We start from the raw sequence: 23,547 nt of genomic DNA, 5'->3' as shown, positions 1-23,547 counted from the left end.
CTGTTTCCCATGCGGGCAGGTGGCCCGCGCAACTTGGATCGCCTGGAATGGCCGCTCAGAGCGACCGCACAGACCACTGACCGTCTTGCAACACCAGTTCGCGGTCGCAAGCGTATTCCTCGCCCTCGTCCTCGTGGCCGGGCAGTACACAGACCACGGTTTCACCTTCTTGCCGCAACCTGCGGACGGTCTGGCGCAGCGCGGCCTCCTCGCCCCAGGGCGCTCGGATCGCTGCGCGCAGTTCGCCGGCAGGCACGGCCTGGACCAGCGCCTTCAGGTCCAAGCTGAAGCCCGCCGCCGGCCGGCGGCGGCCAAAGGCGGCGCCAACCTCGTCATACCGCCCACCGCGTGCCAGGGCCTGGGGCTGGCCGTCCACGAAGGCGCTGAAGCAGACCCCGGTGTAGTAGTCGTTGCCCACCAGCGCGGCCAGGTCCAGGCTGATGCGCAGGCTCGGATGCGTGCGCTGCAAGTGGTCGATCAACCACTCCAAATCCGCCAGCGCGGCACGCAGTTGCGGGCTGTCGGGCAAGGTGCGGCGCGCCAGCGCCAGCACTTCCGGCCCACCATCCAGTTCCAACAACTGCCGCAAGGCTTGCGCGTGCTCGGAAGGCAAGGCGGCACTGGCGGCCTGCAGCGCCACCGGATCGCGCACGTTCATGGCCACCCGGATGGCCTCTTGCTCGGGCCGCGGCACACCGGCCAGCAGGGCCTGCAGCGGGCGCGCGTCCCCGAGGTCGAGCAGTGGCAATCCCAGGCCGGCCGTTTCGAGTGCGTCGAGCGCCAGCTCGATCACTTCGAGGTCGGCCTCCAGCCCGGCATGGCCGTACACCTCGACCCCGAACTGCAGAGGCTCGCGTGAGGCCAGCGGACTGCTGGGCCGGGTGTGCACCACCGAGCCGCAATAGCACAGGCGAGTCACGCCCTTGCGGTTCAGCAGGTGGGCGTCAATGCGCGCCACCTGCGGGGTCATGTCCGCCCGCACGCCCAAGGAACGGCCCGAGAGCTGGTCCACCAGCTTGAAGGTGCGCAGATCCTGCGCCTGTCCGTGACCGCTGAGCAGCGAATCCAGGTGCTCCAGCAGAGGCGGAACCACCAATTCACAGCCATAGCTGCGCGCCAGGTCCAGCAGTTGGCGCCGCAGCTCTTCGATACGACGCGCCTGGGCTGGCAAGACATCGGCCAGGTGCTCAGGCAGCAGCCATGCTGAACTCATGCAAAAAACGCCGGGGGGTTAAAAACGGCATTCTACGGGTCGACCCGCAGAAGGCTCAGCTCAACAACAGCAGAGTCAGCAGACCTAGGACCACACTGCAAAGGCCGACAAAGCGCAATTGACCGTCCTGCAGTTGCGTGAGGCGCGTGAACATGGCGCGCCACTGCCCCGGGCTCAGCAAAGGCAACAGGCCTTCCAGGATCAGGGTCAGGCCCAAGGCCAGACCCAGAACCTCCCACATCTGACTACTTGCGCGCCGGCGCAGCGGCCGGCGCCGGGCCACCGTTGCGCATCGCCTTGAAGAACTCCGACGACGGATCAACCACCATCACGTCGCTCTTGTTCTGGAAGCTCTTGCGATACGCCTCAAGCTGGCGATAGAACTGAGCGAATTGAGGATCACGCCCAAAGGCTTCGGCATACAGGGCCGAGGCCTTGGCATCGCCCTCGCCCTTGATGCTTTGCGCATCGCGATAAGCCTCGGCCACGATGACCTCACGCTGCCGGTCGGCATCGGCCTTGATCTTCTCGGCCTCGGCGCTGCCGGTCGCGCGCAGTTCGTTGGCTACACGCTTGCGCTCGGATTCCATGCGGCGATAGACCGAATCAGTGATGCCGGCGGCGAAATCCACGCGCTTGATGCGCACATCCACGATTTCGATGCCGAAGGGCTTGATGTCCGCCTCAAGTCGCTTGGCAACATCGCGCATCACACCTTCGCGCTCGGTGGACAGCACGGCACGCACGGTGCGCTTGGTGACCTCCTCGTTCAGCGCCGCCTGGACGATCGGGCTCAGGCGCGCCTCCAGTTGGGTCAGCGTGGCACCGCTGTTGCGGATGAACTGCTTGGCATCCTTGATACGCCACTTCACCATCCAGTCGATCACCAGGCTCTTCTTCTCGGCCGTGAAGATCGGCGGGAAGACCGGGCTGTCCAACGTCTGGATACGTCGGTCCATGTAGACCACGTTCTGGAAAGGCGGCGGCAGCTTGAATTTCAAGCCCGGTTCGGTGACGACTTCCTTGATCTCGCCCAGTGCATAGACGACGGCGAACTGGCGCTGATCCACGATGAACAACGTGGAGCTCGCAACCAGCAGGGCCACCAGGGCACCAAACAGCACGGAAATGATTCGGTTCATGGCGTGTCCTTGGCCGACTCAGCGACCTTCACGGTCGCGCGAGCGCTGGCCGTCGCGCGAGCGCACATCGATGTTCACGGTCTGGCTGCTGTCGGTGGCGGGCGGCAGGGTGACCGCCTGCGGCGCCGCGACGGTCGCCGCCGGCTGCGGCGAGCCGAGCAACTTGTCGAGCGGCAGGTAGAGCAGGTTGGAGCCCGTGCGCGCGTCCACCATCACCTTGCTGACGTTGGCGTAGACCTGCTGCATGGTGTCGATGTAGAGGCGGTCCCGCGTGACGCCGGGCGCTTTCTGGTACTCGGCCAGCACGGCACGGAAGCGTTGCGCATCGCCTTCCGCCACGGCGACGACACGCGCCCGATAGGCCTCGGCCTCCTGCATCAGTCGGGCGGCCGTGCCCTTGGCCTTGGGGATGACGTCGTTGGCGTAAGCCTCGCCCAGGTTCTTCTCGCGCTCGCGGTCCGCGCCGGCCTTGAAGGCGTCGTCGAAGGCCGCCTGCACCTGTTCGGGCGCCTGCACGCTGCCCATGTTCACGCTCACTACCAGGATGCCCGCCTTCAAGCGGTCCAGCTGCGCCTGTACCGACTTGGCCAGGTCATTGGCAATCGCATCGCGCTGCTCATAGAGCACCGAATCCATATTGGAGCGACCGACGATCTCACGCACGGCCGACTCGGCCGCGAGCTGCACCGCTTCATCAGGCTTGTGGTTCTCAAACAGGAACTCGCGTGCATCTTTCAGCCGGTATTGCACCGTGAAGCGGATGTCGACGATGTTCTCGTCTTGCGTCAGCATGGAGGAGTCGCGCAGGCCGGTGGCCGAACCCACGCTGTTGCGCCCCACCTCGACCGAGCGCAACTGGGTCACGCTGAGCGTTTCGTGCGCCTGGAAGGGATAAGGCAGACGCCACTGGAAGCCAGCCTCCACCGTCTTGTCGTACTTGCCGAACGAGGTGACGACGGCCTGCTGCCCTTCCTGCACGATGAAGAAGCCGCTGCCCAGCCAGCCCAGCGCCACGACGCCCAGGATCAAGCCGACGCCCACCCCCGCGGCACGTGCATCGGGCGGTGGGGCATCCGGCCGGCGCGGACCATTGGCCCCACCACCGGGCAGCAGATTGCCCAGCTTGCGCTTGAAATCGCGCCACAGTTCATCCAGATCGGGGGGGCCTTCCTGCTGGGCGAACACCCCTCGCAGCGTGCGCTGCAAGCGGGCCAGGAGGTGGGGGGCGGGCTCGTAGAGACGGTCCGTCATGCAATCACCGGTTGGTATTCAGGGGTGCGGAAGAGGCAGGACCGCAGTGTCAATCAGAGCTGGGGGCTGCGCGACCAAACTCAAGGCTTGGGCGGCATCATCGCCACGCGCCACTGCGGCCAGGGCTGCACGCAATTCCGGCAGCCCCTCGCCACTGTAGGCGCTGACGAAAACCCGCAAGACGCGGCTGCCGTCGGGCCGCTGTACCTGATCCACCAGGCGACGCGGCCGCGCCACGTCGGGCAGGCGATCCAGCTTGTTGAACACCACGATCTGCGGTGTATCGGCGCAATTGATCTCGCTCAGAACGCGTTCAACTTCGGCCCACTGCTCAAGCAGCTTGGGTGAGGCGCAGTCAATCACATGCAGCAGCAGGTGGGCATCGGCAGCTTCCTGCAGCGTGGCCTTGAAGGCCTCCACCAGCTTGTGCGGCAGGTCGCGGATGAAGCCCACGGTATCGGACAGCAACGCGCCGCCGTTGTCCCCACCGAGGTAGAGCGCCCGCGTGGTGGTGTCCAGCGTCGCGAACAGCTGATCCGCGGCATAGCTGTCGGCCTTGGTCAGGGCATTGAACAGCGTGGACTTGCCCGCATTGGTGTAGCCCACCAGCGAGACGCGCAGTTGCCCGCCCCGCGCGCGCGCCTTGCGCTGCGTGTTGCGCTGGCGTTCGACCTTCTTCAGGCGCAGCTTCAGTTGCTTGATGCGCTCGTCGATCATGCGGCGGTCCAGTTCCATCTGGCGCTCGCCCGGGCCACCGCGCGCGCCAATGCCGCCGCGCTGACGCTCCAGGTGGGACCAGCGCCGCACCAGCCGCGTGGCCAGGTACTGGAGCTGGGCCAACTCGACCTGCAATTTGCCCTCGTGGCTGCGGGCCCGCTGGGCAAAGATTTCCAAAATCAGGGCGGTGCGATCCGAGACCGGCACGCCGAGGTGGTTTTCGAGGTTGCGCTGCTGGATGGGCGAGAGGGCCTGATCGAACAGCACCGCTTCGGCGCGCTCGCCCAGCACCAGGGCCTTGATTTCGTCGGCCTTGCCGCTGCCCACGAAGAGGGCGGCGTCGGGCGCCTTGCGCCGGGCGATCACACGCGCCACGGCCTGATCCCCGGCGGTTCCGGCCAGCAAGGCCAGTTCGTCCAGGCTGTCGTCGAAGTCGGGGTCACGCCCGAAGTCGACACCGACCAGCACCACACGGGCTGGGTCGGCGATGAAGGTGTCGTTCAAAGGATGCGCCGCGGGCGCGGGCCCGCGGAGTTCAGCACGCGGCTCAGGCGCCGGCGTCGCTGGGGTGGAAGTTCACCGCGCGACCGGGAACCACGGTGGAGATGGCGTGCTTGTAGACCATCTGGGTCACCGTGTTACGCAGCAGCACCACGTACTGGTCGAAGGATTCGATCTGGCCCTGCAGCTTGATGCCGTTGACGAGGTAGATCGACACCGGCACATGTTCCTTGCGCAGCAGGTTCAGAAAGGGATCCTGCAGCAGTTGGCCTTTATTGCTCACGATATGCTCCGTGTTGGTTGTGGTGGGCAGTGCCGCGGCACCTTAACACAGGCCCCAGCCCTGCCCGCTCGACAGGGTCAAGATTCGTTGTCGAAGGGGTTGCTGCCCGAGCGCATTTCGATGCGCATCGGCGTGCCGGTCAGCCCGTAATGGGTGCGGATGCGCCCCTCGAGATAGCGCTTGTACGAATCGCTGACATGCTCCAGCGAGTTGCCGTGCACGACGACGATCGGTGGGTTCATGCCGCCCTGGTGCGCATAGCGCAGCTTGGGTCGGAAGGCGCCCACACGCTGCGGCTGCTGGTGCTGCACGGCCTCGTGGATCAGCCGCGTCAGCACCGGGGTGCTGAGCTTCTTAAACGCCGACGAATGGGCCTCGGCCAGCGCCTTCCACAGCGGCCCCAGGCCCTGCCGCTTCAGCGCCGAGATGTGCACCAGCGGCGCGAACTTCAGAAAGGACAGACGCGCCTCGATCGAACGCTCCAGCATCTGACGCTGGTAGCTGTCGATCGCATCCCACTTGTTGATGGCGATGACCACCGCGCGGCCCGATTCGAGGATGTAGCCGGCGATGTGGGCATCCTGGTCGGACACACCCTGGGTCGCATCGACCAGCAGCAGCACCACATTGGCGTCCGCAATGGCCTGCAGGGTCTTGACGACCGAGAACTTCTCGATCGCCTCGAACACCTTGCCCTTGCGACGCAGGCCGGCAGTGTCGATCAGCTCGAACTTGCGACCGTCGCGCTCGAAGGGCACGCTGATGGCGTCGCGCGTCGTGCCCGGCATGTCGAAGGCCACCAGGCGCTCCTCACCAAGCCAGGCATTGATCAAGGTGCTCTTGCCGACATTCGGACGGCCGGCGACGGCCAGGCGAATGGGCTTATCGCCCTGCTCGGCCTCGTCTTCCTCGGGCGGCTCCTCGAAGGCTTCGAGCGCGGCTTCCAGCAGGCTGCGGATGCCCTGGCCGTGCGCGGCGGAGATGGGGATGGGCTCACCGATGCCGAGTTCGTAGAACTCCGCCAGCGCCGGCGCATCCTTCATGCCTTCGGCCTTGTTCACCGCCAGCAGCACCTTCTTGCCGGAGGTGCGCAGGTAGGAGGCGATGTCATGGTCTTGCGCCGAGATGCCGGCGCGCACATCGGTGACGAAGATGACGGCATCCGCCTCGGCCACGGCCTGACGCGTCTGCTTGGCCATTTCCTTGACGATGCCGGTCTCGGCCGTCGGCTCGAAGCCACCGGTGTCGATAACGATGAACTCGCGCCGGCCGATGCGGCCATCACCGTAATGGCGGTCCCGCGTCAAGCCGGCATAGTCGGCCACGATGGCATCGCGGCTCTTGGTGCAGCGGTTGAACAGCGTGGACTTGCCCACATTGGGGCGCCCCACCAGGGCGATGACGGGTTTCATCTGAGCCTTATTCGAGGCGCAGGGCGTGCACGCCGCCGTTGCGCGCCACTGCCAGCAGGGTCGTGCCGGATTGCACCAGGCCGGCGGCGATGGGGCTACCGCCCGTCGACACGCGCAGTTGGATCTTGCCGGTGTCCCGCGCCAGGAAGTGCACCTGCCCTTCCAGGTCACCAAACACCAGGCTCGTGCCGCTGAGCAGCGGGGCGCTCAGCTGGCGGTGCTGGTATTCCTCGTTGCTCCACAGCGTTTCACCGTTCTCGGTGCGCCAGGCGGTCAGCCGGTCCACGGCGTCAAAGCCGATCACGGCCTTGCTGTCCGCCGTCACGCCCTTGGCGCCGGCGCTCGGGCGGCTCCACACCAGGCTGCCGCGCTGGGCATTGATGCAGCCCACCGCCGACTGGAAGGCTCGGGCGCACAGGAAGTCGCCGGCGCGGGCCAGCGGCCCGACCACATCGGCCAGGCGTTCGACCTCATTGGTGCCGCGCGGGCTCGCCACATTGGCCTCCCAGCGCAGGATGCCGCGCAGCGGGTCCACCCCCGCAAGCCGGGCGCCCTGCCCCACCACCAGGGTGTCCTTGAAGGCGGCCAGGCCGCCGGGCTGGGCCAGCAGCAGCGCATCGCCCGGGCGGCGCAGCTCCCACAGGCGGTGGCCGTCCAGCACGTCGAAGGCCTGCACGGCGCGGTCCACGCTCTGCACAAACACGCGCTCGCCGGCCACCAAGGGCGCGGTGTGCACCGGCGCGGCCAGGCGCTTGCGCCAGATCTCACGGCCGGCATCCAACACCACCAGGTCCTGGTCGCGCGTGACGACAGCGGCCCAGCGGCCATCGCTGCCCACACCCGCCATCAACTTGGCGCCGACATCGCCGCGCCAGACTTCAGCGCCATCCTGGGCGCGCAAGGCCAGCACACGGCCGCCGCTGTCGGCCACGACGAATCGCTCGGCCGTGGCCGCCACTTGCAGGGGGAAATCGACATCACCGATGCGCGCACTCCACACCACGCGTCCGGCCAAGCTCGGGCTGACCGCCTGCAGGGGCGTGGGCTTCGGGGCATCGCTGCCAAACAGGGAACAGGCCCCCAGCGCCAGGCTGAGCGGCAACGCCAACAGGGCGCGAGAAATCGGCTTCACTTGGTTTCCTTGGCCGTCAGGCTGCTGGTGTCCACGCCCAGGGCGGTCAGCTTGGCCTCGACGAGTTGCCGGTAGGGCTGCTCCTTCGGCAAGGCCAGAAAGGCGGCTTGGTAGTGCTCGCGCGCCTTGTCGGCCTGCCCCTGGAGCTGGGCCAGATCACCGCGCTTGTCAGCCACGAGGCCGGCGTAGGCCGTGGACTGGATGCGCGCCAGCGCGGCTTCGGCCGGCGCAAAACGCTTGGCTTCCAGGTGCACGGCGGCCAGTCGAAGCAGCGCCAGTTCCTGCAAGGCCTGGGGCTTGGCCTGCTCGGCCGCCCACTCCAGCGCGCCCAGGGCGGCATCGGCCTTGCCACCGTCGAAGGCCACCTGTGCCGTCAGCAGCGCCGCATGGGCCGTGAAGGTGGCACGCGGCATCTGATCCTTCATCTGCTGCCACATGCGCAGGGTCTTGTCGACGTCCTTGGCTTCGGCGGCGCGCTCGACCTCGTCGTACAGCAGGCTGGCCTTCAGGCCCTGCTCACGCTGCCACCAGGTCCAGCCGTTCCAGCCCGCGAAGGCAAGCAGGGCCAGCGTGACCAGGGTGGTGATGAGGTTGCCCCAGCGCTGCCAGAAGGCCTTGAGGTTGTCGAGTTGTTCTTGTTCTTGGAGGTCGAGCGTGGCCATGGCGGGTCGCGGTGAAGTCGGGCGGAAAAAGCGGCGGGATTATGCGGTCCGGAGCTCGGACGCCCATTGGGCAGCCTGGCCCAAGGCACGGCTGAACTGGGGGGCGCCCTCATCTCGGAGGGGCTTGATGGCGACTTCGCCGCGCGCCAGCTCATCCCCACCGAACACCAGGGCGTAGCGGGCCCCGCTGCCGTTGGCGCGCTTGAACTGCGATTTCATGCTGCCGCCCCCGGCGTGCATCTGCACCGCCAGCCCGGCGGCACGCAGCGCCTCCAGGACCGGCAGCACCTGGGGCAGCGCGGCCGCGTCGGGCAACACGGCATAGGCGTCGGGTGCGTCTTCGCCCGGCAGCAGGTTCAGGGCCTCAAGCAACAGCAGCAGGCGCTCCATGCCGAGGCCGAAACCGACCGCCGGCGCGCCTTTGCCGCCGAGCTGGGCAATCAGGCCGTCGTAGCGGCCGCCGCCACACACGGTGGCTTGGCTGCCCAGGTGCGGCGTGACCCACTCGAACACCGTGCGGTTGTAGTAGTCCAGGCCGCGCACCAGGCGCGGGTTGATGGTGTAAGCCAGACCGGCGGCGTCCAGCGTCGCGCGCACCGCATTCAGGTGCGCCAGCGACTCGGGGCCCAGGAAGTCCAGCAGCTTGGGCGCGGCGTCCACCAGTGCCTGCATGGCAGGGTTCTTGGTGTCCAGCACCCGCAAGGGGTTGGTGTGCAGACGGCGGCGCGCGTCCTCGTCCAGCAGCGCCTGGTGCTGTTCCAGGTAGGCGATCAGCGCCGCGCGATGGGCGGCACGCTCGGCCGGTTCGCCCAGGCTGTTGAGCTCCAGTTGGATGTCCTCACCCACCTTCAGGCCCAGGCGTTGCCACAGCGCCCGGCTGAGCAGGATCAGCTCGGCATCCACATCCGGCCCGGCAAAGCCCATGGCCTCGACGTCCAGCTGGTGGAACTGGCGGTAGCGGCCCTTCTGCGGGCGCTCGTGGCGGAACACCGGGCCGATCGACCACATGCGCAGCGCGCCGTCATACAAGGCGTTGTGCTCGATCACCGCGCGCACCAGGCCGGCGGTGATCTCGGGGCGCAGCGCCAGCTCGTCGCCGTTGAGCTTGTCGGTGAAGGTGTACATCTCCTTCTCGACGATGTCGGTGACCTCGCCGATGCCGCGCACGAACAGGGCCGTGGGCTCGACGATGGGCGTGCGCACATTGCGGTAGCCGTAGCACCGCAGCAAATCGCGCATCTGCGCCTCCAGCCATTCCCAATGGCCGGAGGCGGGCGCAAAGGTGTCGTTCATGCCCTTGACGCCCTTCAGGGGCTCGGGCTTCTTCTGCTCAGTCATGCGGATGCGGTGGCGCCAAAGCGGCGCTCGATGTAGTTCTCGACCAGGGTCTGGAATTCGCGGGCGATGCCCTCGCCGCGCAGGGTCATGGCCTTTTCGCCGTCGATGAAGACGGGCGCAGCCGGCGCCTCGCCCGTGCCGGGCAGGCTGATGCCGATGTCGGCATGTTTGCTCTCGCCCGGGCCGTTGACGATGCAGCCCATCACTGCGACCTTGAGCTTCTCCACCCCGGGGTAGCGAGCGCGCCAGACCGGCATCTGCTCGCGCAGGAAGTCGTCGATCTGCTTGGCGAGCTCCTGGAAGGTGGTGCTGGTGGTGCGACCGCAGCCGGGGCAGGCGGTGACGCTCGGGTTGAAGGTGCGCAGGCCCAGGGCTTGCAGGATCTCGGAGGCCACCACCACTTCCTGCGTGCGCGCCTCACCCGGCTGTGGCGTCAGGCTCACTCGAATGGTGTCGCCAATGCCTTCCTGCAGCAGCACCGACAGCGCTGCCGTGGACGCCACCGTGCCCTTAGTGGCCATGCCGGCCTCGGTCAGGCCCAGGTGCAGCGGGTGGCGGGTGCGGCGGTTGAGCTCACGGTAGACGGTGATCAGGTCCTGCACGCCGCTGACCTTGCAGCTGATGATGACCTGGCCCGGGTCCATGCCCAGCTCCACCGCGTAAGCGGCAGACTGCAGCGCCGAATCGATCAGCGCCTGATACATCACCGAACTGGCCTCCCAGGGCTGGGCGCGCTGGGCGTTCTCGTCCATCAGGCCGGCCAGCAGCTCCTGGTCCAGGCTGCCCCAGTTGACGCCGATGCGAACCACCTTGTCGTGCTGGAGCGCGGCCTCAATCATCTGGGCGAACTGGCGGTCCTTCTTGTCGCCCTTGCCGACATTGCCGGGGTTGATGCGGTACTTGCTCAAGGCTGCCGCCATGGCGGGGAACTCGCTCAGCAGGCGGTGGCCGTTGTAGTGGAAATCGCCCACCAAGGGCACGTCGATGCCCATGCGGTCCAGTTGCTCGCGGATGTGCGGCACGGCCTCGGCGGCTTCGGGGGTGTTGACGGTGATGCGAACCAGCTCCGAACCGGCGATCGCCAGCTCCTTGACCTGGATGGCGGTGCCAATGACATCCACCGTGTCGGTGTTCGTCATGGACTGGATGCGCACCGGGGCGTCGCCGCCGATCGTCACCAGGCGCTCACCCCAGCGCACGCGCGCCTGCAGGCTGCGCCGGGCAGGAATGGGAAGGCCGAGGATGGCCCCGGAAGGCTGCTGCAAATTCATGGCGCTCAGTTCAAGGTCAGGCGGGCCACGCGCACGGCGTGGAAGGGCGCCAGGTCCTGGCTCTGGCCGCGCCAGTTCAATTCGGCGCCGGGCGCATTGCCCAGCACGACGCGTAGCGGCGCCGCCGGCGCCTCCAGCTGCAAGCGCTCGCCCGCCGTCAGCACGCGCGCCACCAGGCTGGCGCCCCGGGCATCGGAAATGCTGACCCAGGTTTCTTCGCGCGCCACCACGGTCAGCAAGGCCGCTTCTGCTGCCGTGGCGGGCGCCGGACCGACGCCTTGCGCAAGCACCACCGGCACCGCCTGGGGAAGCGGTGCGGAACTGGGTGGGGCCGCTGCGGCGGGTACCGAAGCCGCCGCAGCAACCGCGGCAGCCGCAGAGGCCGCCGACGCCACTGCGCTGGACGGCCGGGGCAACGGCGCGGCTGCCGCGCTAGCACTGGCGGGCACACTGACAGGCAGCGGAACCGACGGCGCCTCAACCATCCGGACCGGCTCGGCATCAGCCTCGGCCGTCTGGGCGGAGAAGGACCAGGGCAGGCTGCGCCCCTGCGGCCAGAAGGCCACTGCGGCCGCCACGGCAAGCAGCAGCATCAGCAGCAAGAGCAAGGGGCCGGAGGCCTGCAGGCGCTGGCGCGGATGCAGTTGCAAGGGGCGGTTGATGCCCTCGGCCACCTTCTCCAGGGCCACTGGCGCCGCGCCGGGCATCAGGTGCAGCACGTCCTTGGGGTCCAGGCCCAGAGCCCGGCAGAACGAAGTGGCCAGGCCCCGGGCGTAGGGCCCGTCGGGCAGTTCGGACCAACGCTCAGCCTCCAGCGCGGCCAGCCGTGCCTCGGAGACCTTCAACTGGGCCGCGAGACTGGCCAGGCTCAGGCCACGCGCCTTGCGGGCCGCAGCAAGCCGCGCGCCGGCGCCGGCAGCAGCGTGTTGCTCGCTCATTCGAAGCGTCCGTCGCGGTACAGCTGGGCTTCCGCGGCTTGCGGGTACTCGCGCAGCAGGCGCTGGCCCCACTCGGCGGTGCCCGGCCGGTTGCCCAGGCGCTGCTCGATGCGCGCGGCCAGCCAGAGGCTTTGCGCATTGGCGGCACTGGCATTCACCCGTGCCGCGTAGAAGCGCGCCCGCTCCAGCTGGTTGGTGCGCAGCAGCAGGTCGGCCAGCGTGAAGTTGATGTTCGGGTTGCCCGGGTCAAGCTCGAAGGCCCGCATCAGGCTGCGCTCGCCCGCCTCCAGTCGTTCGGCGCGCAGCTCGCAGACGCCTTTGGCCAGCCAGCTGCGCGCAGGCGCACGGTAGCTGGGCTGCTTGAGCGCCTCGTCAAAGCGGCTGAAGGCCTGTTCCCATTGCCGCTGCTGGCAGGCCATCCAGGCCATGTTGTGCAGGGTGTCGGGGTCGTTCGGGTAGAGGCTGAGGATGCGACGGAAGCCTTCCTCGGCGGCACTCGTCTCGCCCATCGCGGCCAGGATGAGCGCGCGCAGGTTCAGGCCTTCGCGGGTGTCTGGGCGCAGCGCCAAGGCCTGCTTGACTTCGTCCAGCGCGACGTTGTACTGGCCACGCGCCAGGTAGCCGCCAGCCAGTTCGATGCGCATCGCCGCGCGGCGCTCCACCTCATTGGCGTCCACCTCGGTGCGCGGTTCGCGCGGAGCCTGCTGCTGGGCGCAGGCGGCTAGAACGGTCAGACAACTGGCAGCTAGAAGCACACGCAGCATGGGCAGCCTTCGCAGTGGACTGGGATCGCGATTCTTCAGGAGCTGGGCCGGCGGTGCACCACCACCGGAGCGCGCGTCATGCGTTGCTCGGCGCGGGTGCGGTCCTGCACCTCACCGGCGAGCTGACCGCAGGCCGCGTCGATGTCATCCCCCCGGGTCTTGCGCACCGTGGTCACGATGCCGGCCCGGATCAGCACCTCGGCAAAAGCCAGCACGCGTTCACGCGGGCTGCGCTTCAGGCCGGAGGCCGGGAAAGGGTTGAACGGGATCAGATTGAGCTTGCAGGGCACCTTGCCCTTGAGCAGCTTGACCAGCTGTTCGGCCTGCTCGGGCGCATCGTTCACGCCGTCGAGCATGCAGTACTCGAAGGTGATGAAGTCGCGCGGCGCGGCTTCCAGATAGCGCTGGCAGGACTGCAGGAGCTCGGCAATCGGGTACTTCTTGTTCAGCGGCACGAGCTGGTCGCGCAGCGCGTCGTCGGGGGCGTGCAGCGACACCGCCAGCGCCACCGGGCAATCCTCGCGCAGGCGGTCGATCATCGGCACGACGCCGGAGGTGGACACCGTCACGCGGCGGCGCGACAGGCCATAGCCATGGTCATCAAGGAAAGTCCGCAGCGCCGGCACCAGGGCCGCGTAGTTCTGCAACGGCTCGCCCATGCCCATCATGACGATGTTGCTGATGACGCGGCCGCTCTGGTCGCGCGCCTTGCCCTCGCCGCGCAGCAGATGCTCGACAAACCACAGCTGCGCCACGATCTCGGCCGTGCTGAGGTTGCGGCTGAAGCCCTGGTGGCCGGTAGAGCAGAAGCGGCAGCCGACCGCACAGCCGGCTTGCGAGGAAATGCACAGCGTGGCGCGGTCGTCCTCGGGGATGTAGACGGACTCGACGGCGTCCCCATTGCCGACGTCGAACAACCACTTGATGGTGCCGTCGGCCGAGCGCTGCTCGGACAGCACGCGCAGCGCGCTGACTTCAGCGTTCTGGGCCAGCTTGTCGCGCAGGGACTTGGCCAGATCGCTCATTTGCGCGAAGTCGGCGACCCCGCGCTGGTGAATCCAGCGAAAGAGCTGAACGGCGCGAAAGCGCTTTTCACCCAGCCCTTCGCAATAGGCAACCAAGCCCTCCAGGTCGAACCCGAGCAGATTGGTTGCCGTCATGACCATCAGCGGTTGTAGACGTTCATGCCCGGGAAGAAAAAGCCCACTTCCACGGCAGCGGTTTCGGCAGCGTCGGAGCCATGCACGGCATTGGCGTCGATGCTGTCGGCGAAATCGGCACGGATGGTGCCCTTCTCGGCCTTCTTCGGGTCGGTGGCGCCCATCAGGTCGCGGTTCTTCAGGATCGCGCCTTCGCCTTCCAGCACCTGGATCATCACCGGGCCGGAAATCATGAAGTTCACCAGATCGTTGAAGAAGGGGCGAGCCTTGTGCACGGCGTAGAAGGCCTCGGCCTCGGCGCGCGACAGGTGCACCATCTTGGCGGCAACGATCTTCAGGCCGGCGCCTTCGAAGCGGGCCAGGATTTGACCGATGACGTTTTTGGCGACGGCGTCGGGCTTGATGATGGACAGGGTACGTTCGATGGCCATGGGGTTTCTCCTTTTACTGGCAATTCGGCAAAGCCCGCGATTGTAGGTGCAGGGCCATGGCCTCCGTCACCTGCCGGCGCGGCGCGCGAGCAGGTCGAACGGAAGCCTTCAGTCAGCGACGGCGCTTGCCCCCACCGCCGCCGCCCTTGCCGCCACCTCCACCGCCACCACTGCGGCGATGGAAGCTGTCGGCGCCGATGTAGCCGACCGAGGTGCGCATCGGGTCGGGCTCACCGCCCGGCCCCCGGCCGCGCGGGGCCTGGCCGTGATCGGGCGCGCTGCCGCCATGGCCAAACCCCTGCGGGAAGCCGCGCTTGCTCTTGGCGAAGCGGCGGTCGAAGGTTTGCTCCAAGGGATTGATGTCGCGCGGCATGTAGTCGTCGTCGTCCTCGGCACGCTGACGCGGCTCGGCGCGCGGCGGACGCTCGGCAAAGGGCGCCTCGGCACGCGGCGGGCGCTCGCCACGCGGGTTCTCGCGCGGACCCTTGCCCTTGTCAGCCCGCGGAGCGCCGCGGCCGCCGTCGGGGCGGCGTTCCTCGCCGCCACCGGGCTGGGCCAGACGGCGGATGGACTTGACGTCGAAGCCGTTCAGCTCCACCCAGACCCCACGCTTCAGCCCCAAGGGCAGCACCACACTGCCGTAGCGCACCCGGATCAGGCGGCTGACCGTCAGGCCCACGGCGTCGAACAGCTTGCGCACCTCGCGGTTGCGCCCTTCGGTGATGACCACGCGGTACCAGCGGTTGGCCCCCTCGCCGCCCGCACTTTCAATGCTCTTGAAGGCGGCCGTCTGACCGTCAACCTCGACCCCTTCCAGCAGGCGCGCCTTGGCCTCGTCATCCAACTGCCCGAGCACGCGCACGGCGTACTCGCGCTCCACGCCAAAGCGCGGATGCATCAGCTGGTTGGCCAGGTCGCCAGAGTTGGTGAACAGCAGCAAGCCTTCGGTGTTGATGTCGAGGCGACCGACCGACAGCCACTTGCCCATCTGCAGCCTGGGCAGGGAGCGGAACACCGTGGGGCGACCCTCGGGGTCGTTGAAGGTGACGATCTCGCCCACCGGCTTGTGATAGGCCAGCACGCGCGGCAGCGGCGGCTGGATGCGGATCTTGACCGGCTTGCCGTTGACGCTCACCCGGTCTCCCCAGGAGATGCGCTGGCCGATATGGGCCGGTTCGCCATTGACCTCGATCTTGCCCTCGGCAATCCAGGCCTCGATGTCGCGCCGCGAGCCGACGCCAGACTGCGCAAGCACCTTCTGCAACTTGGGGGCATCGGCCTCCGCCGCGAGCACGCGCTTTTCCGCTTCGGCGGGCGCCAGCTCGGCGGGCGCCGGCTCGGGCGCGGCGTCACCCTCAGCCAGCAGGGCATTCAGACGCTCGGACAGCGCGGCCTCGACCTGCTCGTCCTGCAGCACCAGGCTGGGCGCGGACGGTTCGTCACGGGCTTCACGAGGCTCACGATCCTCGCGGGCTTCACGAGGCTCACGGTCCTCGCGGGGCTCGCGCGCTTCGCGAGGCCCGCGGGCTTCACGCGGTTCGCGGGCTTCACGCGGACCACGAGCTTCACGTGAACCACGCGCTTCGCGGGGCTCACTGGCTTCCCGGGCCTGCGCTGGCGGAGCGGCCTCCGGTGCCGGCTGCGCGGCAAGCTCGGCCGCGGGCGTTGGCGTTGGCTGCGCCTGGGCCTCGCCCGTCTCCAGCACAGCGTCCACCTCGGCCGTCACCGCCGGCTTGCGGCGACGCGGGGCACGGGCCTTGGGCGCGGTCTCCGCTGCGGGGACCTCGGCAGGCGCCTCGGCCGTCAGCTCAGGTGCTGCGGCCACTTCGGTTGCGGCCGGCTTGGCCCGCGGAGTGCGCTTGCGGGCCGGCTTGGCCGGCGCCTCGGCTGCCGCATCAGGATTCAGGACTGGTTTTTGCTCGTCGCTCATGGTGCGCTCGCTTCGGGGTCTTCTTGAGGAAGCCATTCGGGGGACTCGGCCGCAGCCGGGGCTTCAGGCACTGGGGCGGCAACGGTCGCTGAAGCATCCGTCGCCGGGTTCGGGCCTTCGCCCATCTCGTCCGCAGCTTCAGCCTGCGGGCTCATCTCATCGGCCGGCGTACCGGCCGCTTCGGTCTCGGGCAACAGGCTGGCCTGCTCCGGCGTCAGGCCGGTGGCCAGCATGGCATCCAGGGTCGGCAAGTCCGAAAGGGACCGCAAGCCGAGGTCTTCGAGGAACTGCCGCGTCGTAGCGTAGAGCGCGGGCCGCCCCGGCGCTTCACGGTGGCCGATGCTCTCGATCCAGCCGCGCTCCTCAAGCTGGCGCACGATCTGGGAGCTCACCACCACCCCGCGGATGTCCTCGATGTCGCCGCGCGTGACTGGCTGCCGGTAGGCAATCACCGCCAGGGTCTCCATCGCGGCACGCGAATAGCGCTGCGGCTTCTCGGGGTGCAGTCGCTCCAGGTGTGAACGCAGCTGCAGTCGCGTCTGAAAGCGCCAGCCACCCGCCAGCTGCACCAATTCCAGCCCGCGATTGGACCAATCCCCCTGCAGCTCGACCAGCAGGGCCCGCACGGCATCGGCGTCCACCCCGTCACCCAGCAGGACCTGCATGTCCTTCAATGGCATGGGCTGCAGCGCGCATAGCAACGCCGCTTCCAGGATGGACTTCGCCTCCGCTGCTTGAATCTCCATGGACCTCTGGTTCAGGCTGGCACACCCGGTGCCCTGCTTACACATGGGAAGCCTGGCCTCCCGCGCTGGACGCCGCTGGCATCCGATCTGGAGCGCCGCCGATCTGCCGCGGCGCCTCCGGCGAGGCGCCTGGCCCCGCGATCTGCGCGGTCCACGCCGCGCAGGTATTTCGGCAATTCTAAAGGCCCTCAGGCAACCCGCCGCCAGACCACCCCACCAGCGCGCTCGCGCCAGCCAGAAAGTCCGCTGGCGGCGCCACCGACCAACTCAACGCAACACCGCGCACGGGATGCTGCAAACGCAGACGAGCCGCGTGCAGCGCCTGGCGCTGCATGCCCGCCAGCTCCCGGCCGCCGTAAAGGGCATCACCCACCAAGGGCAGCCCCCGCGACGCCGCGTGCACCCGGATCTGGTGCGTGCGCCCGCTGTGGAGCCGGCAGTGCAGCAAGCTGCAGGCCGCGCCAACCGCCAAAGGCGTGAAATCCGTGCGGGCCGGCTTGCCGTCCGACACCACGGCCATGCGCACCCGGCTGCGCGGGTCGCGGCCGATCGGGGCGTCCACGCTGAAGGCTTGCTCCCCGCGGCCATGACACAGCGCCATGTACTCGCGCCCCACCTCGCGCGCAGCCAACTGGGCCACCAGCGCGTGGTAGGTGGCCACACTCTTGGCCACCACCATCAAGCCGGAGGTGTCTTTGTCGAGCCGGTGCACGATGCCGGCCCGCGGCAGCAGGCGTGCCGCTTCATGATGTGCAAGCAGAGCGTTCAGCAGCGTGCCGCTCCAATTGCCGGCCGCCGGATGCACCACCCAGCCCGCTGGCTTGTTCAAGACCAGCAGGTGGGAGTCCTCGAACAGGATGTCGATGGGCAGCGCTTCGGGCGCGAACGGCACCTCATGCTGTGGCGCACGCCACTGCACTTGCAGGCGCTGGCCCAGGCGCAACTTGCGCGCCGCCTGCGGGCAGGCGGCGCCATCCAGCCCGACACGCCCTTCTTCCACCAGGCTTTGCAGGTGCGAGCGCGAATACCCCGGGTACAGCGCCACCAAGGCCCGATCCAGGCGCCAGCCTGCCCACTGCGGCAGGATCTCACCGTTCCAATCCTGGACCGCTTCGGGTGCAGCTTCTTCAAGCTCGTCCTCGTCTCCAGGCAAGGCTTCTGCGCTTCCTATAATTCCCGCACCCCTCTCTCAGTGGCCGAATCGTCGGCTTGTCAATGCCCGTCTCGAGTTCTCGCGCTGCCCTGCAGCGCCGCGCATCGCGCGCCGTCGAAGCGCCTGTTCATGGCCCGCAAGGCCCCTGGATGCACCGCATCGGTCGCATCGGCAGCCTGCTTGCGCTGGCTGTGCTGGCCGCCTGCAGCAACACCCCGAAGGACGATCCGAACTCGCAGGCCAGTCTGGACAAATTGTATGCAGAGGCCAAGGACGAGCTTTCGACCGGCGCCTACGAGCGTGCGATCAAGCTGCTTGAGCGCATTGAGGGGCGGGCCGCCGGCACGCTGATGGCGCAGCAGGCCATGCTTGAAATGGCCTGGGCGCAACACCGCAGTGGCGAAAAGGCCCAGGCCCTGGCCACGCTGGATCGCTTCCTGAAGCTGCACCCTTCGTCGGCTGGCGCCGATTACGCGCTCTACCTCAAGGGCCTGGTCAACTTCAACGAGGACCTCGGCCTGTTCGGGCGCCTCGCCAACCAGGACGTCTCCGAACGCGACCAGCAGGCTTCGCGCGACGCGCTGCAGAGCTTTCGCGAGCTGATCGAGAAGTACCCCAGCTCGCGCTACGCGGCCGACGCGCGCACCCGCATCGACTTCATCACCAACACCCTGGCCCAGCACGAAGTGCACGTGGCGCGCTACTACTTCGTGCGCGGCGCCTATGTGGCCGCGGCCAGCCGCGCCCAAACGGCGGTGACGGAATACCAATACGCCCCGGCCGTCGAAGAGGCCTTGTCCATCCAGGCGCAGAGCTACGACCGGCTGCAACTGCCCCAGCTGCGCGATGACGCCCTGCGGGTGCTGCGCAAGAACTTCCCGCAGAGCAAGTACCTGGCCGATGGCGGCCGCCAGGAAAAGCCCTGGTGGCGCCTCTGGTGAGCGCCACGCGCCACCCCTGAAACCCCTGCCCCGCAGATCCATGCCCAGACGCCAGATCGTCCCCGAAGGCCTCTAGGATCGCGGCATGGCAATTCAACGCGCCGCGAAGCCACCCAAGCCCAGTCACCGTCTGGTTGCAGCCACCGGCCTGCATCGGGGTGATCGCCTGTACCAGCAAGATCAGGTGGCCGTGCTTGTGCACCCGCGCGTGCCGGGCTGCGTGCTCGGCGTCGTGGCCGACGGCATGGGGGGCAAGAGCGGTGGCCGCAAGGCCGCCGACCAGGTGCTGCTCACCGCCCAGCAGTTGTTCGAGCGCCATTCGCCCGGGGATGAAGACCCGGCCGAGTTGCTGCGCCAGCTGTGCTCGGAAGCGCACCTGATGATCAAGCTGACTGCACTGTCCGCCGAGGAAGAGCCGCACAGCACGCTGGCGGCCTTCATGGTCACGGCCGACAAGCAGTGCTTCTGGCTGCACACGGGTGACTCGCGCATCTATCACTTCCGCGGCCCCACGCTGATGCGACGCACGCTGGATCAGTCCTATGTGCAGAAGCTCATCAATGAGGGCACTCTGACCGAGGCCGACGCCGCCAGCCACCCGCAGTCCAATCTGCTCACTGCCTGTCTGGGCACGGTGCAGGACCCGGAACCGGTCGAGAGCGCCATCCACGACCTGCAGGCCGGCGACGTGCTGATGTGCTGCAGCGATGGCCTTTGGCACTACTTCAACAACCGCGAGCTCGGCACGGTGATGCACAGCCTGCCGCCGCGGGAAGCGGCCGAGTTGCTGATCAACAAGGCCCGCCAGCGTGCGCAAGGCAGTGGTGACAACCTGTCGATCGCGATCGTCAAGATCGAGGCGTCCAGCTAGACCCCTGCGGCGGCACGCCCGCACCCGGGCGGCGCCGCAATCTCAACCCTGTTTCGCGGAACCCGCCGCGCCCGTACCGGCGCGCTGCGGCCTGGGTTCGGGCGGCAAGGGGCAACTGCGGGTACGACCCCAGAAGGCTTTGGCCTCGCAGGCGGCCACCACGCAGGCGTCCTGGGTGGTCTGATTCGGCAAGCCCTTGCAGCGCCGCAGCTCCATGGCGAACTGGAAGCGCTGCACATCGCTCAGGGGCTTGGGAGCGGCTGGCCGGCGCGCCAGGTCGCTGTGGGCCATGACCGCCGCCACCAGCTCGGCATCCGGATCCTTGGCCACCGGCTTGCTTGGCTTGGCCGGCGCGGCCGGCCGGGCCACGGGCAATGCACGCAGCGCTTCGCCGGGCGCTACGTCCGCAGCAGCGCTGGCTGCTGCAAGCGGCAGGGCCGCGGCAACTGGCGCACTGGCCGCCGCCACCAACGGTGGAGACTGGCTCACAGACTGAGCCACCGCGGTTCGCGCCGGCGCAGGCAATGGCACCGCCGACACACTGGCCTTCGGGGCAGCCAAAGGCGTGGACGGCGCAGACGGCCGCCATTGCGACAAGCCGATCAAAGCCAGGGCCACGAGGCCGGTACCCAGCAACCAAAGCCCGTTGGCACGCCGATTTCTCCCATGGAAAACGGCCCGTCCAGCCCGCGTGGCGGTCTCCGGGCGTTGGTCCTCCCGCGCGGCGCTCAGGATGCTCAGACCAAAGCCGCTGGGTTCCGAATCAGCCGGGCCCGCCCCCTGGCCGGCACGGGCCAGCAGACTCGGGCGCGAGCTCGACTTGGGGAACACGGATGCATTGCTTGGCATGGCTTGATGAGATGCGGATCGGTCAAGCACCGGCCCGCCAAGGGTTCCGGCGGGCCCGGCGCGCGGGCGCAGGAACGTGAAAAAGTCTAGGGCCTGGGCGCGCGTTTCACGTCCACTTTGCCCCCCTCGCCGAGGGGTGCTGCGCAAGCCATGAGACGGCACACTGATCGCCTCGCCGCGGGGCCTGTTTTTGAGTGCCGAACCGGCCTCGAAAAACCGCGCTTTCTCCTATGAAAACGCAGCGCTTTCAGCGCTCGCCGCGCGGCCCACCATCAGCCCGTTTTTCACCTGTTTTTGCCCATGCTTCTGGGTGTAATTGTTGGCTTGTTTTTGTATCTGCTGGCCGCCTGCGCGCTGGCCCTGCTGCTGCTCGTGCCGGGCGCGCGTGCGGCCACCTGGCGCGGGCTCGCGCGCGGGCACTCGCGCCTGCGCCGCTGGCAGTGGCGTCAAGTTCAAGTGGCTCATTCATTGAGCCACAAAGCCAGCACCCGGGGAGTGCACTGGCTCGGCTTCGTGCGCCGCCACGCCCTGCCGCTCGGGCTGGCGCTGCTGGTGCTGCTGCTGGTGCCCGCCGCCCTTGGGCTGCTGCGCCTGCGGCTGCCGGCCGACACCTACGACCACCGCCTGGAGCGGCCGCGGGATGAACGTATCGCCGCGCTCCTCATGGGCGAGCAGCTGGTGCCCCCACCGGCCCTGCCGCCCGAACTCTTCCTGCAGCGCGAGCTGGAGCAGGCGCGCCCCCTGGTGCGCAGCGCGAACCGCGAGTGGGCGCTGCTGGACGCCGAGTTCCGCCAGCGTCTGCTGGTGGTGTTCCAGGTGCTGAAGGAGCGCCACGGTTACGAGGCGGTGCTGATCGAGGGCTACCGCAGCCCCGAACGCCAGGCTGCGCTGCAGGCCCTGGGGCCGCAGGTCACGCAGGCCGGTGCCTTCGAGAGCTACCACCAGCATGGCCTGGCCGCGGACATCGCCTTCCTGCGCGAGGGCCGCATCGTCATCAGCGAGCGCGAGCCCTACGCGATGCAGGGCTACCAGTTGCTCGGCGCGGCCGCCGAATCGATCGGCCTGACCTGGGGCGGTGGTTGGCGCAGCCTGAAGGACTACGGCCATGTGGAGCTGCGCCGCCTCGGCGTGCTGCGGCGCGAGGCCGGGCACGCACACACGCATTGAAAGGGAGAACCATGAGCAAACGCCCATTCATCATCATTGGCTGCAAGACCGACCATGGTGGCACCGTCGTCGAGGGTGCGCCCACGACCTTTCACTACGGCATCCCGATCTCGCGCATCGGCGACGCCGTACCCTGCCCCATCCCCGGCCATGGCGGCGCGGTCATCGCCACGGGCGACCCGACCTGCATCATTGACGGCAAGCCCGCGGCCCGGCACGGCGACAAGACCACCTGTGGCGCCACCCTGCTGATGCGCCAGAGCCCGAGCGTGGACTGATGGCCGGCAAGCTGCTCAAGGCCCTGGCCCTGCTGGTGCTGCTGCTGTGCGGCAGCAGCCTCCTGATGCTGTGGCGCTGGGACGCCCAGGGCCATCAGCCCAGCACCGGCGAGGCCCTGCTCTACCTGCTGGTACTCCCGCTAATGCTGTTTGCCTGCCTGCTGCTGCTGCGCTGGGCCTGGCAGGCGGTGTGGCTGCCCGGCCTGGCCGCCGCCGTGGCCGAACCCGCCGCGGCAGCGGCCGCCCCGCCGGCCCGCAGCGCCGAGGAGCAGGCGCGCGAGCGCACCCACCCCGTGCTGAGCGCCCAGCTGCGCCTGAGCGCCGGCAGCAGCGCCAGCGAGGTGCAGGACGCAGTGCAAAGCGGCAAGGCCGCGCCGGGCGTGGACGGCGAATTGCGCGGCGCACGCGGCCTGCCCATCCTGGCCGCCCGCATGGCCGATCTGGATCCGAGCGCACTGGAGGCCAGCTGGCCGGACGCCGAACGCGAGCTCGGCACGGCGACGCGCCGCGCGCTGGCCGCGTTGCTGGAGCCGCTGCAGCGCAGCGCCGACGACATCCATCAGGCCCTGGCCGCATGGACGCAAGAGCCCGCCCCCAGCCTGCGCCTGCTGCTGCAGACTGGCTGCGCGGCGCGCGAGAGCGAGGCCGTGGCGCAATGGGTACAACAGCAACTGGCCGAGGCTACCGGCCTGCCCCTGGAGCGCCTGCGCATCGAGCCCCTGCCCGCTGCTGCCGAACCGGCTCAGGCGCTCTGGCAGGCCGCCGACCGGCTGCTCACCCTGCTGCAACGCGAGCGCAGCCCCGACCTGCTGGTGCTGGTGGCCGCGCACAGCCACCTGGCTGAAGACCTGGTGGAGCGCTGGGAGGCCGAGGGCCGGCTGTTTGATGCCGAGCGCCAGCCCAAGGGCCTGATGCCGGGCGAAGGCGCGGCCGTGCTGGTGCTCGGTCCGGCGGACTGGCCGGTGGCGGGCGACGAGCCCCCCCTGCCCCATCTGCACCGCCCCGTGCTGGCGCAGCGCGACAAATCCATCGAAGCTGCCGGCAAGGTCGGCCACCAGGTGCTGGAGGCCGTGCTGGCCCAGACCCTGGCGCTGGGCCGCTGCGGCGTGGAGGCATTGGGCAGCCTGGTGTGCGATGCCGACCGCCACGGCCCGCGCAACACCGAGCTCTTTGGCGCCGTGCTGGCGCACAAGCTGCCGCTCGACCCGATCGAGGACATGCAACTGCTCGGTGCCGCCTGCGGGCACCTGGGCAGCGTGGGCAGCGTCGCCGCCGTGGCCCTGGCCGCGCAGCGCGCCGCGGCCGACGAGGAACACCGGCCCAGCCTGATCCTGGGCCTGAACGATCTGCAGGCCCGCCTGGGCCTGCTGGTGCGCCGCGGCGCACCCGCCTGAACG

Annotated in this window: 24 protein-coding genes; 5 read left to right on the top strand and 19 right to left on the bottom strand. The window is 68.6% G+C overall.

Going from position 1 to position 23,547, the window contains the following annotated elements:
• Window positions 1–55 precede the first annotated feature (55 nt).
• From ACE3QP_RS00730 to ACE3QP_RS00645, 18 genes are all read right to left on the bottom strand, one after another.
• Complete coding sequence (locus ACE3QP_RS00730) at window positions 56–1,213, bottom strand: ATP phosphoribosyltransferase regulatory subunit (protein WP_374432753.1); 1,158 nt, start codon at window positions 1,211–1,213, stop codon at window positions 56–58.
• Window positions 1,214–1,268: 55 nt separating this feature from the next.
• Window positions 1,269–1,454 (bottom strand): DUF2065 domain-containing protein, encoded by a 186-nt coding sequence (locus tag ACE3QP_RS00725; RefSeq protein WP_374432751.1) that lies wholly within the window; start codon window positions 1,452–1,454, stop codon window positions 1,269–1,271.
• Between the two features lie 4 nt (window positions 1,455–1,458).
• Window positions 1,459–2,355, bottom strand: a complete 897-nt coding sequence (gene hflC / locus ACE3QP_RS00720; protein WP_374432749.1) for a protease modulator HflC — start codon at window positions 2,353–2,355, stop codon at window positions 1,459–1,461.
• An 18-nt stretch (window positions 2,356–2,373) separates the two neighbouring features.
• The gene (gene hflK, locus ACE3QP_RS00715) at window positions 2,374–3,606 is read right to left on the bottom strand and encodes an FtsH protease activity modulator HflK (protein WP_374432748.1); all 1,233 of its coding nucleotides are present in this window, start codon (window positions 3,604–3,606) and stop codon (window positions 2,374–2,376) included.
• Window positions 3,607–3,624: 18 nt separating this feature from the next.
• The gene (gene hflX / locus ACE3QP_RS00710; protein ID WP_374432746.1) at window positions 3,625–4,827 is read right to left on the bottom strand and encodes a GTPase HflX; all 1,203 of its coding nucleotides are present in this window, start codon (window positions 4,825–4,827) and stop codon (window positions 3,625–3,627) included.
• A gap of 43 nt (window positions 4,828–4,870) precedes the next feature.
• Complete coding sequence (gene hfq, locus ACE3QP_RS00705) at window positions 4,871–5,107, bottom strand: RNA chaperone Hfq (RefSeq protein ID WP_198111402.1); 237 nt, start codon at window positions 5,105–5,107, stop codon at window positions 4,871–4,873.
• 77 nt (window positions 5,108–5,184) lie between these two features.
• Window positions 5,185–6,519, bottom strand: a complete 1,335-nt coding sequence (der, locus tag ACE3QP_RS00700; protein ID WP_374432744.1) for a ribosome biogenesis GTPase Der — start codon at window positions 6,517–6,519, stop codon at window positions 5,185–5,187.
• Window positions 6,520–6,526: 7 nt separating this feature from the next.
• Window positions 6,527–7,651: an outer membrane protein assembly factor BamB gene (gene bamB / locus ACE3QP_RS00695; protein WP_374432743.1), complete on the bottom strand. Its 1,125-nt coding sequence runs from the start codon at window positions 7,649–7,651 to the stop codon at window positions 6,527–6,529.
• A complete protein-coding gene (locus tag ACE3QP_RS00690) occupies window positions 7,648–8,313 on the bottom strand; it encodes a YfgM family protein (RefSeq protein ID WP_374432741.1) in 666 nt (221 codons plus the stop codon). The genes bamB and ACE3QP_RS00690 overlap by 4 nt, the downstream gene beginning before the upstream one ends.
• 39 nt (window positions 8,314–8,352) lie before the next feature.
• Window positions 8,353–9,651, bottom strand: a complete 1,299-nt coding sequence (gene hisS, locus ACE3QP_RS00685) for a histidine--tRNA ligase (protein ID WP_374432740.1) — start codon at window positions 9,649–9,651, stop codon at window positions 8,353–8,355.
• Window positions 9,648–10,922, bottom strand: a complete 1,275-nt coding sequence (gene ispG / locus ACE3QP_RS00680; protein WP_374432739.1) for a flavodoxin-dependent (E)-4-hydroxy-3-methylbut-2-enyl-diphosphate synthase — start codon at window positions 10,920–10,922, stop codon at window positions 9,648–9,650. Before ispG ends, hisS begins: the two co-directional genes overlap by 4 nt.
• A gap of 5 nt (window positions 10,923–10,927) precedes the next feature.
• Window positions 10,928–11,860, bottom strand: a complete 933-nt coding sequence (locus ACE3QP_RS00675) for a helix-turn-helix domain-containing protein (RefSeq protein WP_374432738.1) — start codon at window positions 11,858–11,860, stop codon at window positions 10,928–10,930.
• Window positions 11,857–12,624 carry a type IV pilus biogenesis/stability protein PilW gene (pilW, locus tag ACE3QP_RS00670; protein WP_374432737.1) on the bottom strand — a complete coding sequence of 256 codons (768 nt, stop codon included), beginning with the start codon at window positions 12,622–12,624 and terminating at the stop codon, window positions 11,857–11,859. The genes ACE3QP_RS00675 and pilW overlap by 4 nt, the downstream gene beginning before the upstream one ends.
• A 35-nt stretch (window positions 12,625–12,659) precedes the next feature.
• Window positions 12,660–13,784, bottom strand: coding sequence for a 23S rRNA (adenine(2503)-C(2))-methyltransferase RlmN (gene rlmN / locus ACE3QP_RS00665; RefSeq protein ID WP_374432736.1), 1,125 nt, complete (start codon window positions 13,782–13,784; stop codon window positions 12,660–12,662).
• A gap of 5 nt (window positions 13,785–13,789) precedes the next feature.
• Window positions 13,790–14,215: a nucleoside-diphosphate kinase gene (gene ndk, locus ACE3QP_RS00660; protein WP_198111393.1), complete on the bottom strand. Its 426-nt coding sequence runs from the start codon at window positions 14,213–14,215 to the stop codon at window positions 13,790–13,792.
• 112 nt (window positions 14,216–14,327) lie between these two features.
• Window positions 14,328–16,145: a 23S rRNA pseudouridine(2605) synthase RluB gene (gene rluB / locus ACE3QP_RS00655; protein WP_374432735.1), complete on the bottom strand. Its 1,818-nt coding sequence runs from the start codon at window positions 16,143–16,145 to the stop codon at window positions 14,328–14,330.
• Window positions 16,142–16,891, bottom strand: a complete 750-nt coding sequence (gene scpB / locus ACE3QP_RS00650; RefSeq protein WP_374432734.1) for an SMC-Scp complex subunit ScpB — start codon at window positions 16,889–16,891, stop codon at window positions 16,142–16,144. The genes rluB and scpB overlap by 4 nt, the downstream gene beginning before the upstream one ends.
• 178 nt (window positions 16,892–17,069) lie before the next feature.
• Complete coding sequence (locus ACE3QP_RS00645; protein WP_374432733.1) at window positions 17,070–18,044, bottom strand: RluA family pseudouridine synthase; 975 nt, start codon at window positions 18,042–18,044, stop codon at window positions 17,070–17,072.
• Between the two features lie 149 nt (window positions 18,045–18,193).
• Here ACE3QP_RS00645 and ACE3QP_RS00640 point away from each other — a divergent pair, with 149 nt between their 5' ends.
• Both ACE3QP_RS00640 and ACE3QP_RS00635 read left to right on the top strand, forming a co-directional pair.
• Complete coding sequence (locus ACE3QP_RS00640; RefSeq protein ID WP_374432732.1) at window positions 18,194–18,985, top strand: outer membrane protein assembly factor BamD; 792 nt, start codon at window positions 18,194–18,196, stop codon at window positions 18,983–18,985.
• A gap of 85 nt (window positions 18,986–19,070) precedes the next feature.
• Window positions 19,071–19,856, top strand: coding sequence for a PP2C family serine/threonine-protein phosphatase (locus ACE3QP_RS00635; RefSeq protein ID WP_374432731.1), 786 nt, complete (start codon window positions 19,071–19,073; stop codon window positions 19,854–19,856).
• 42 nt (window positions 19,857–19,898) lie between these two features.
• Here ACE3QP_RS00635 and ACE3QP_RS00630 read toward each other — a convergent pair whose 3' ends face one another.
• On the bottom strand, window positions 19,899–20,345 hold the full coding sequence (locus ACE3QP_RS00630) for a hypothetical protein (protein WP_374432730.1): 447 nt from the start codon (window positions 20,343–20,345) through the stop codon (window positions 19,899–19,901).
• Window positions 20,346–21,029: 684 nt separating this feature from the next.
• Between ACE3QP_RS00630 and ACE3QP_RS00625 the strand changes: the two genes are divergently transcribed.
• From ACE3QP_RS00625 to ACE3QP_RS00615, 3 genes are read left to right on the top strand one after another with little or no spacing between them, the layout of a single operon-like run.
• Window positions 21,030–21,872, top strand: coding sequence for a M15 family metallopeptidase (locus tag ACE3QP_RS00625; protein WP_374432729.1), 843 nt, complete (start codon window positions 21,030–21,032; stop codon window positions 21,870–21,872).
• 11 nt (window positions 21,873–21,883) lie between these two features.
• On the top strand, window positions 21,884–22,150 hold the full coding sequence (locus tag ACE3QP_RS00620) for a PAAR domain-containing protein (protein WP_374432728.1): 267 nt from the start codon (window positions 21,884–21,886) through the stop codon (window positions 22,148–22,150).
• Window positions 22,150–23,544: a hypothetical protein gene (locus ACE3QP_RS00615; protein WP_374432727.1), complete on the top strand. Its 1,395-nt coding sequence runs from the start codon at window positions 22,150–22,152 to the stop codon at window positions 23,542–23,544. The genes ACE3QP_RS00620 and ACE3QP_RS00615 overlap by 1 nt, the downstream gene beginning before the upstream one ends.
• Window positions 23,545–23,547 lie beyond the last annotated feature (3 nt).

This window comes from Inhella sp., assembly GCF_041912635.1.
Taxonomy (GTDB): Bacteria; Pseudomonadota; Gammaproteobacteria; order Burkholderiales; family Burkholderiaceae_C; genus Inhella.
This window is presented reverse-complemented; position numbering and strand designations above follow the sequence as displayed.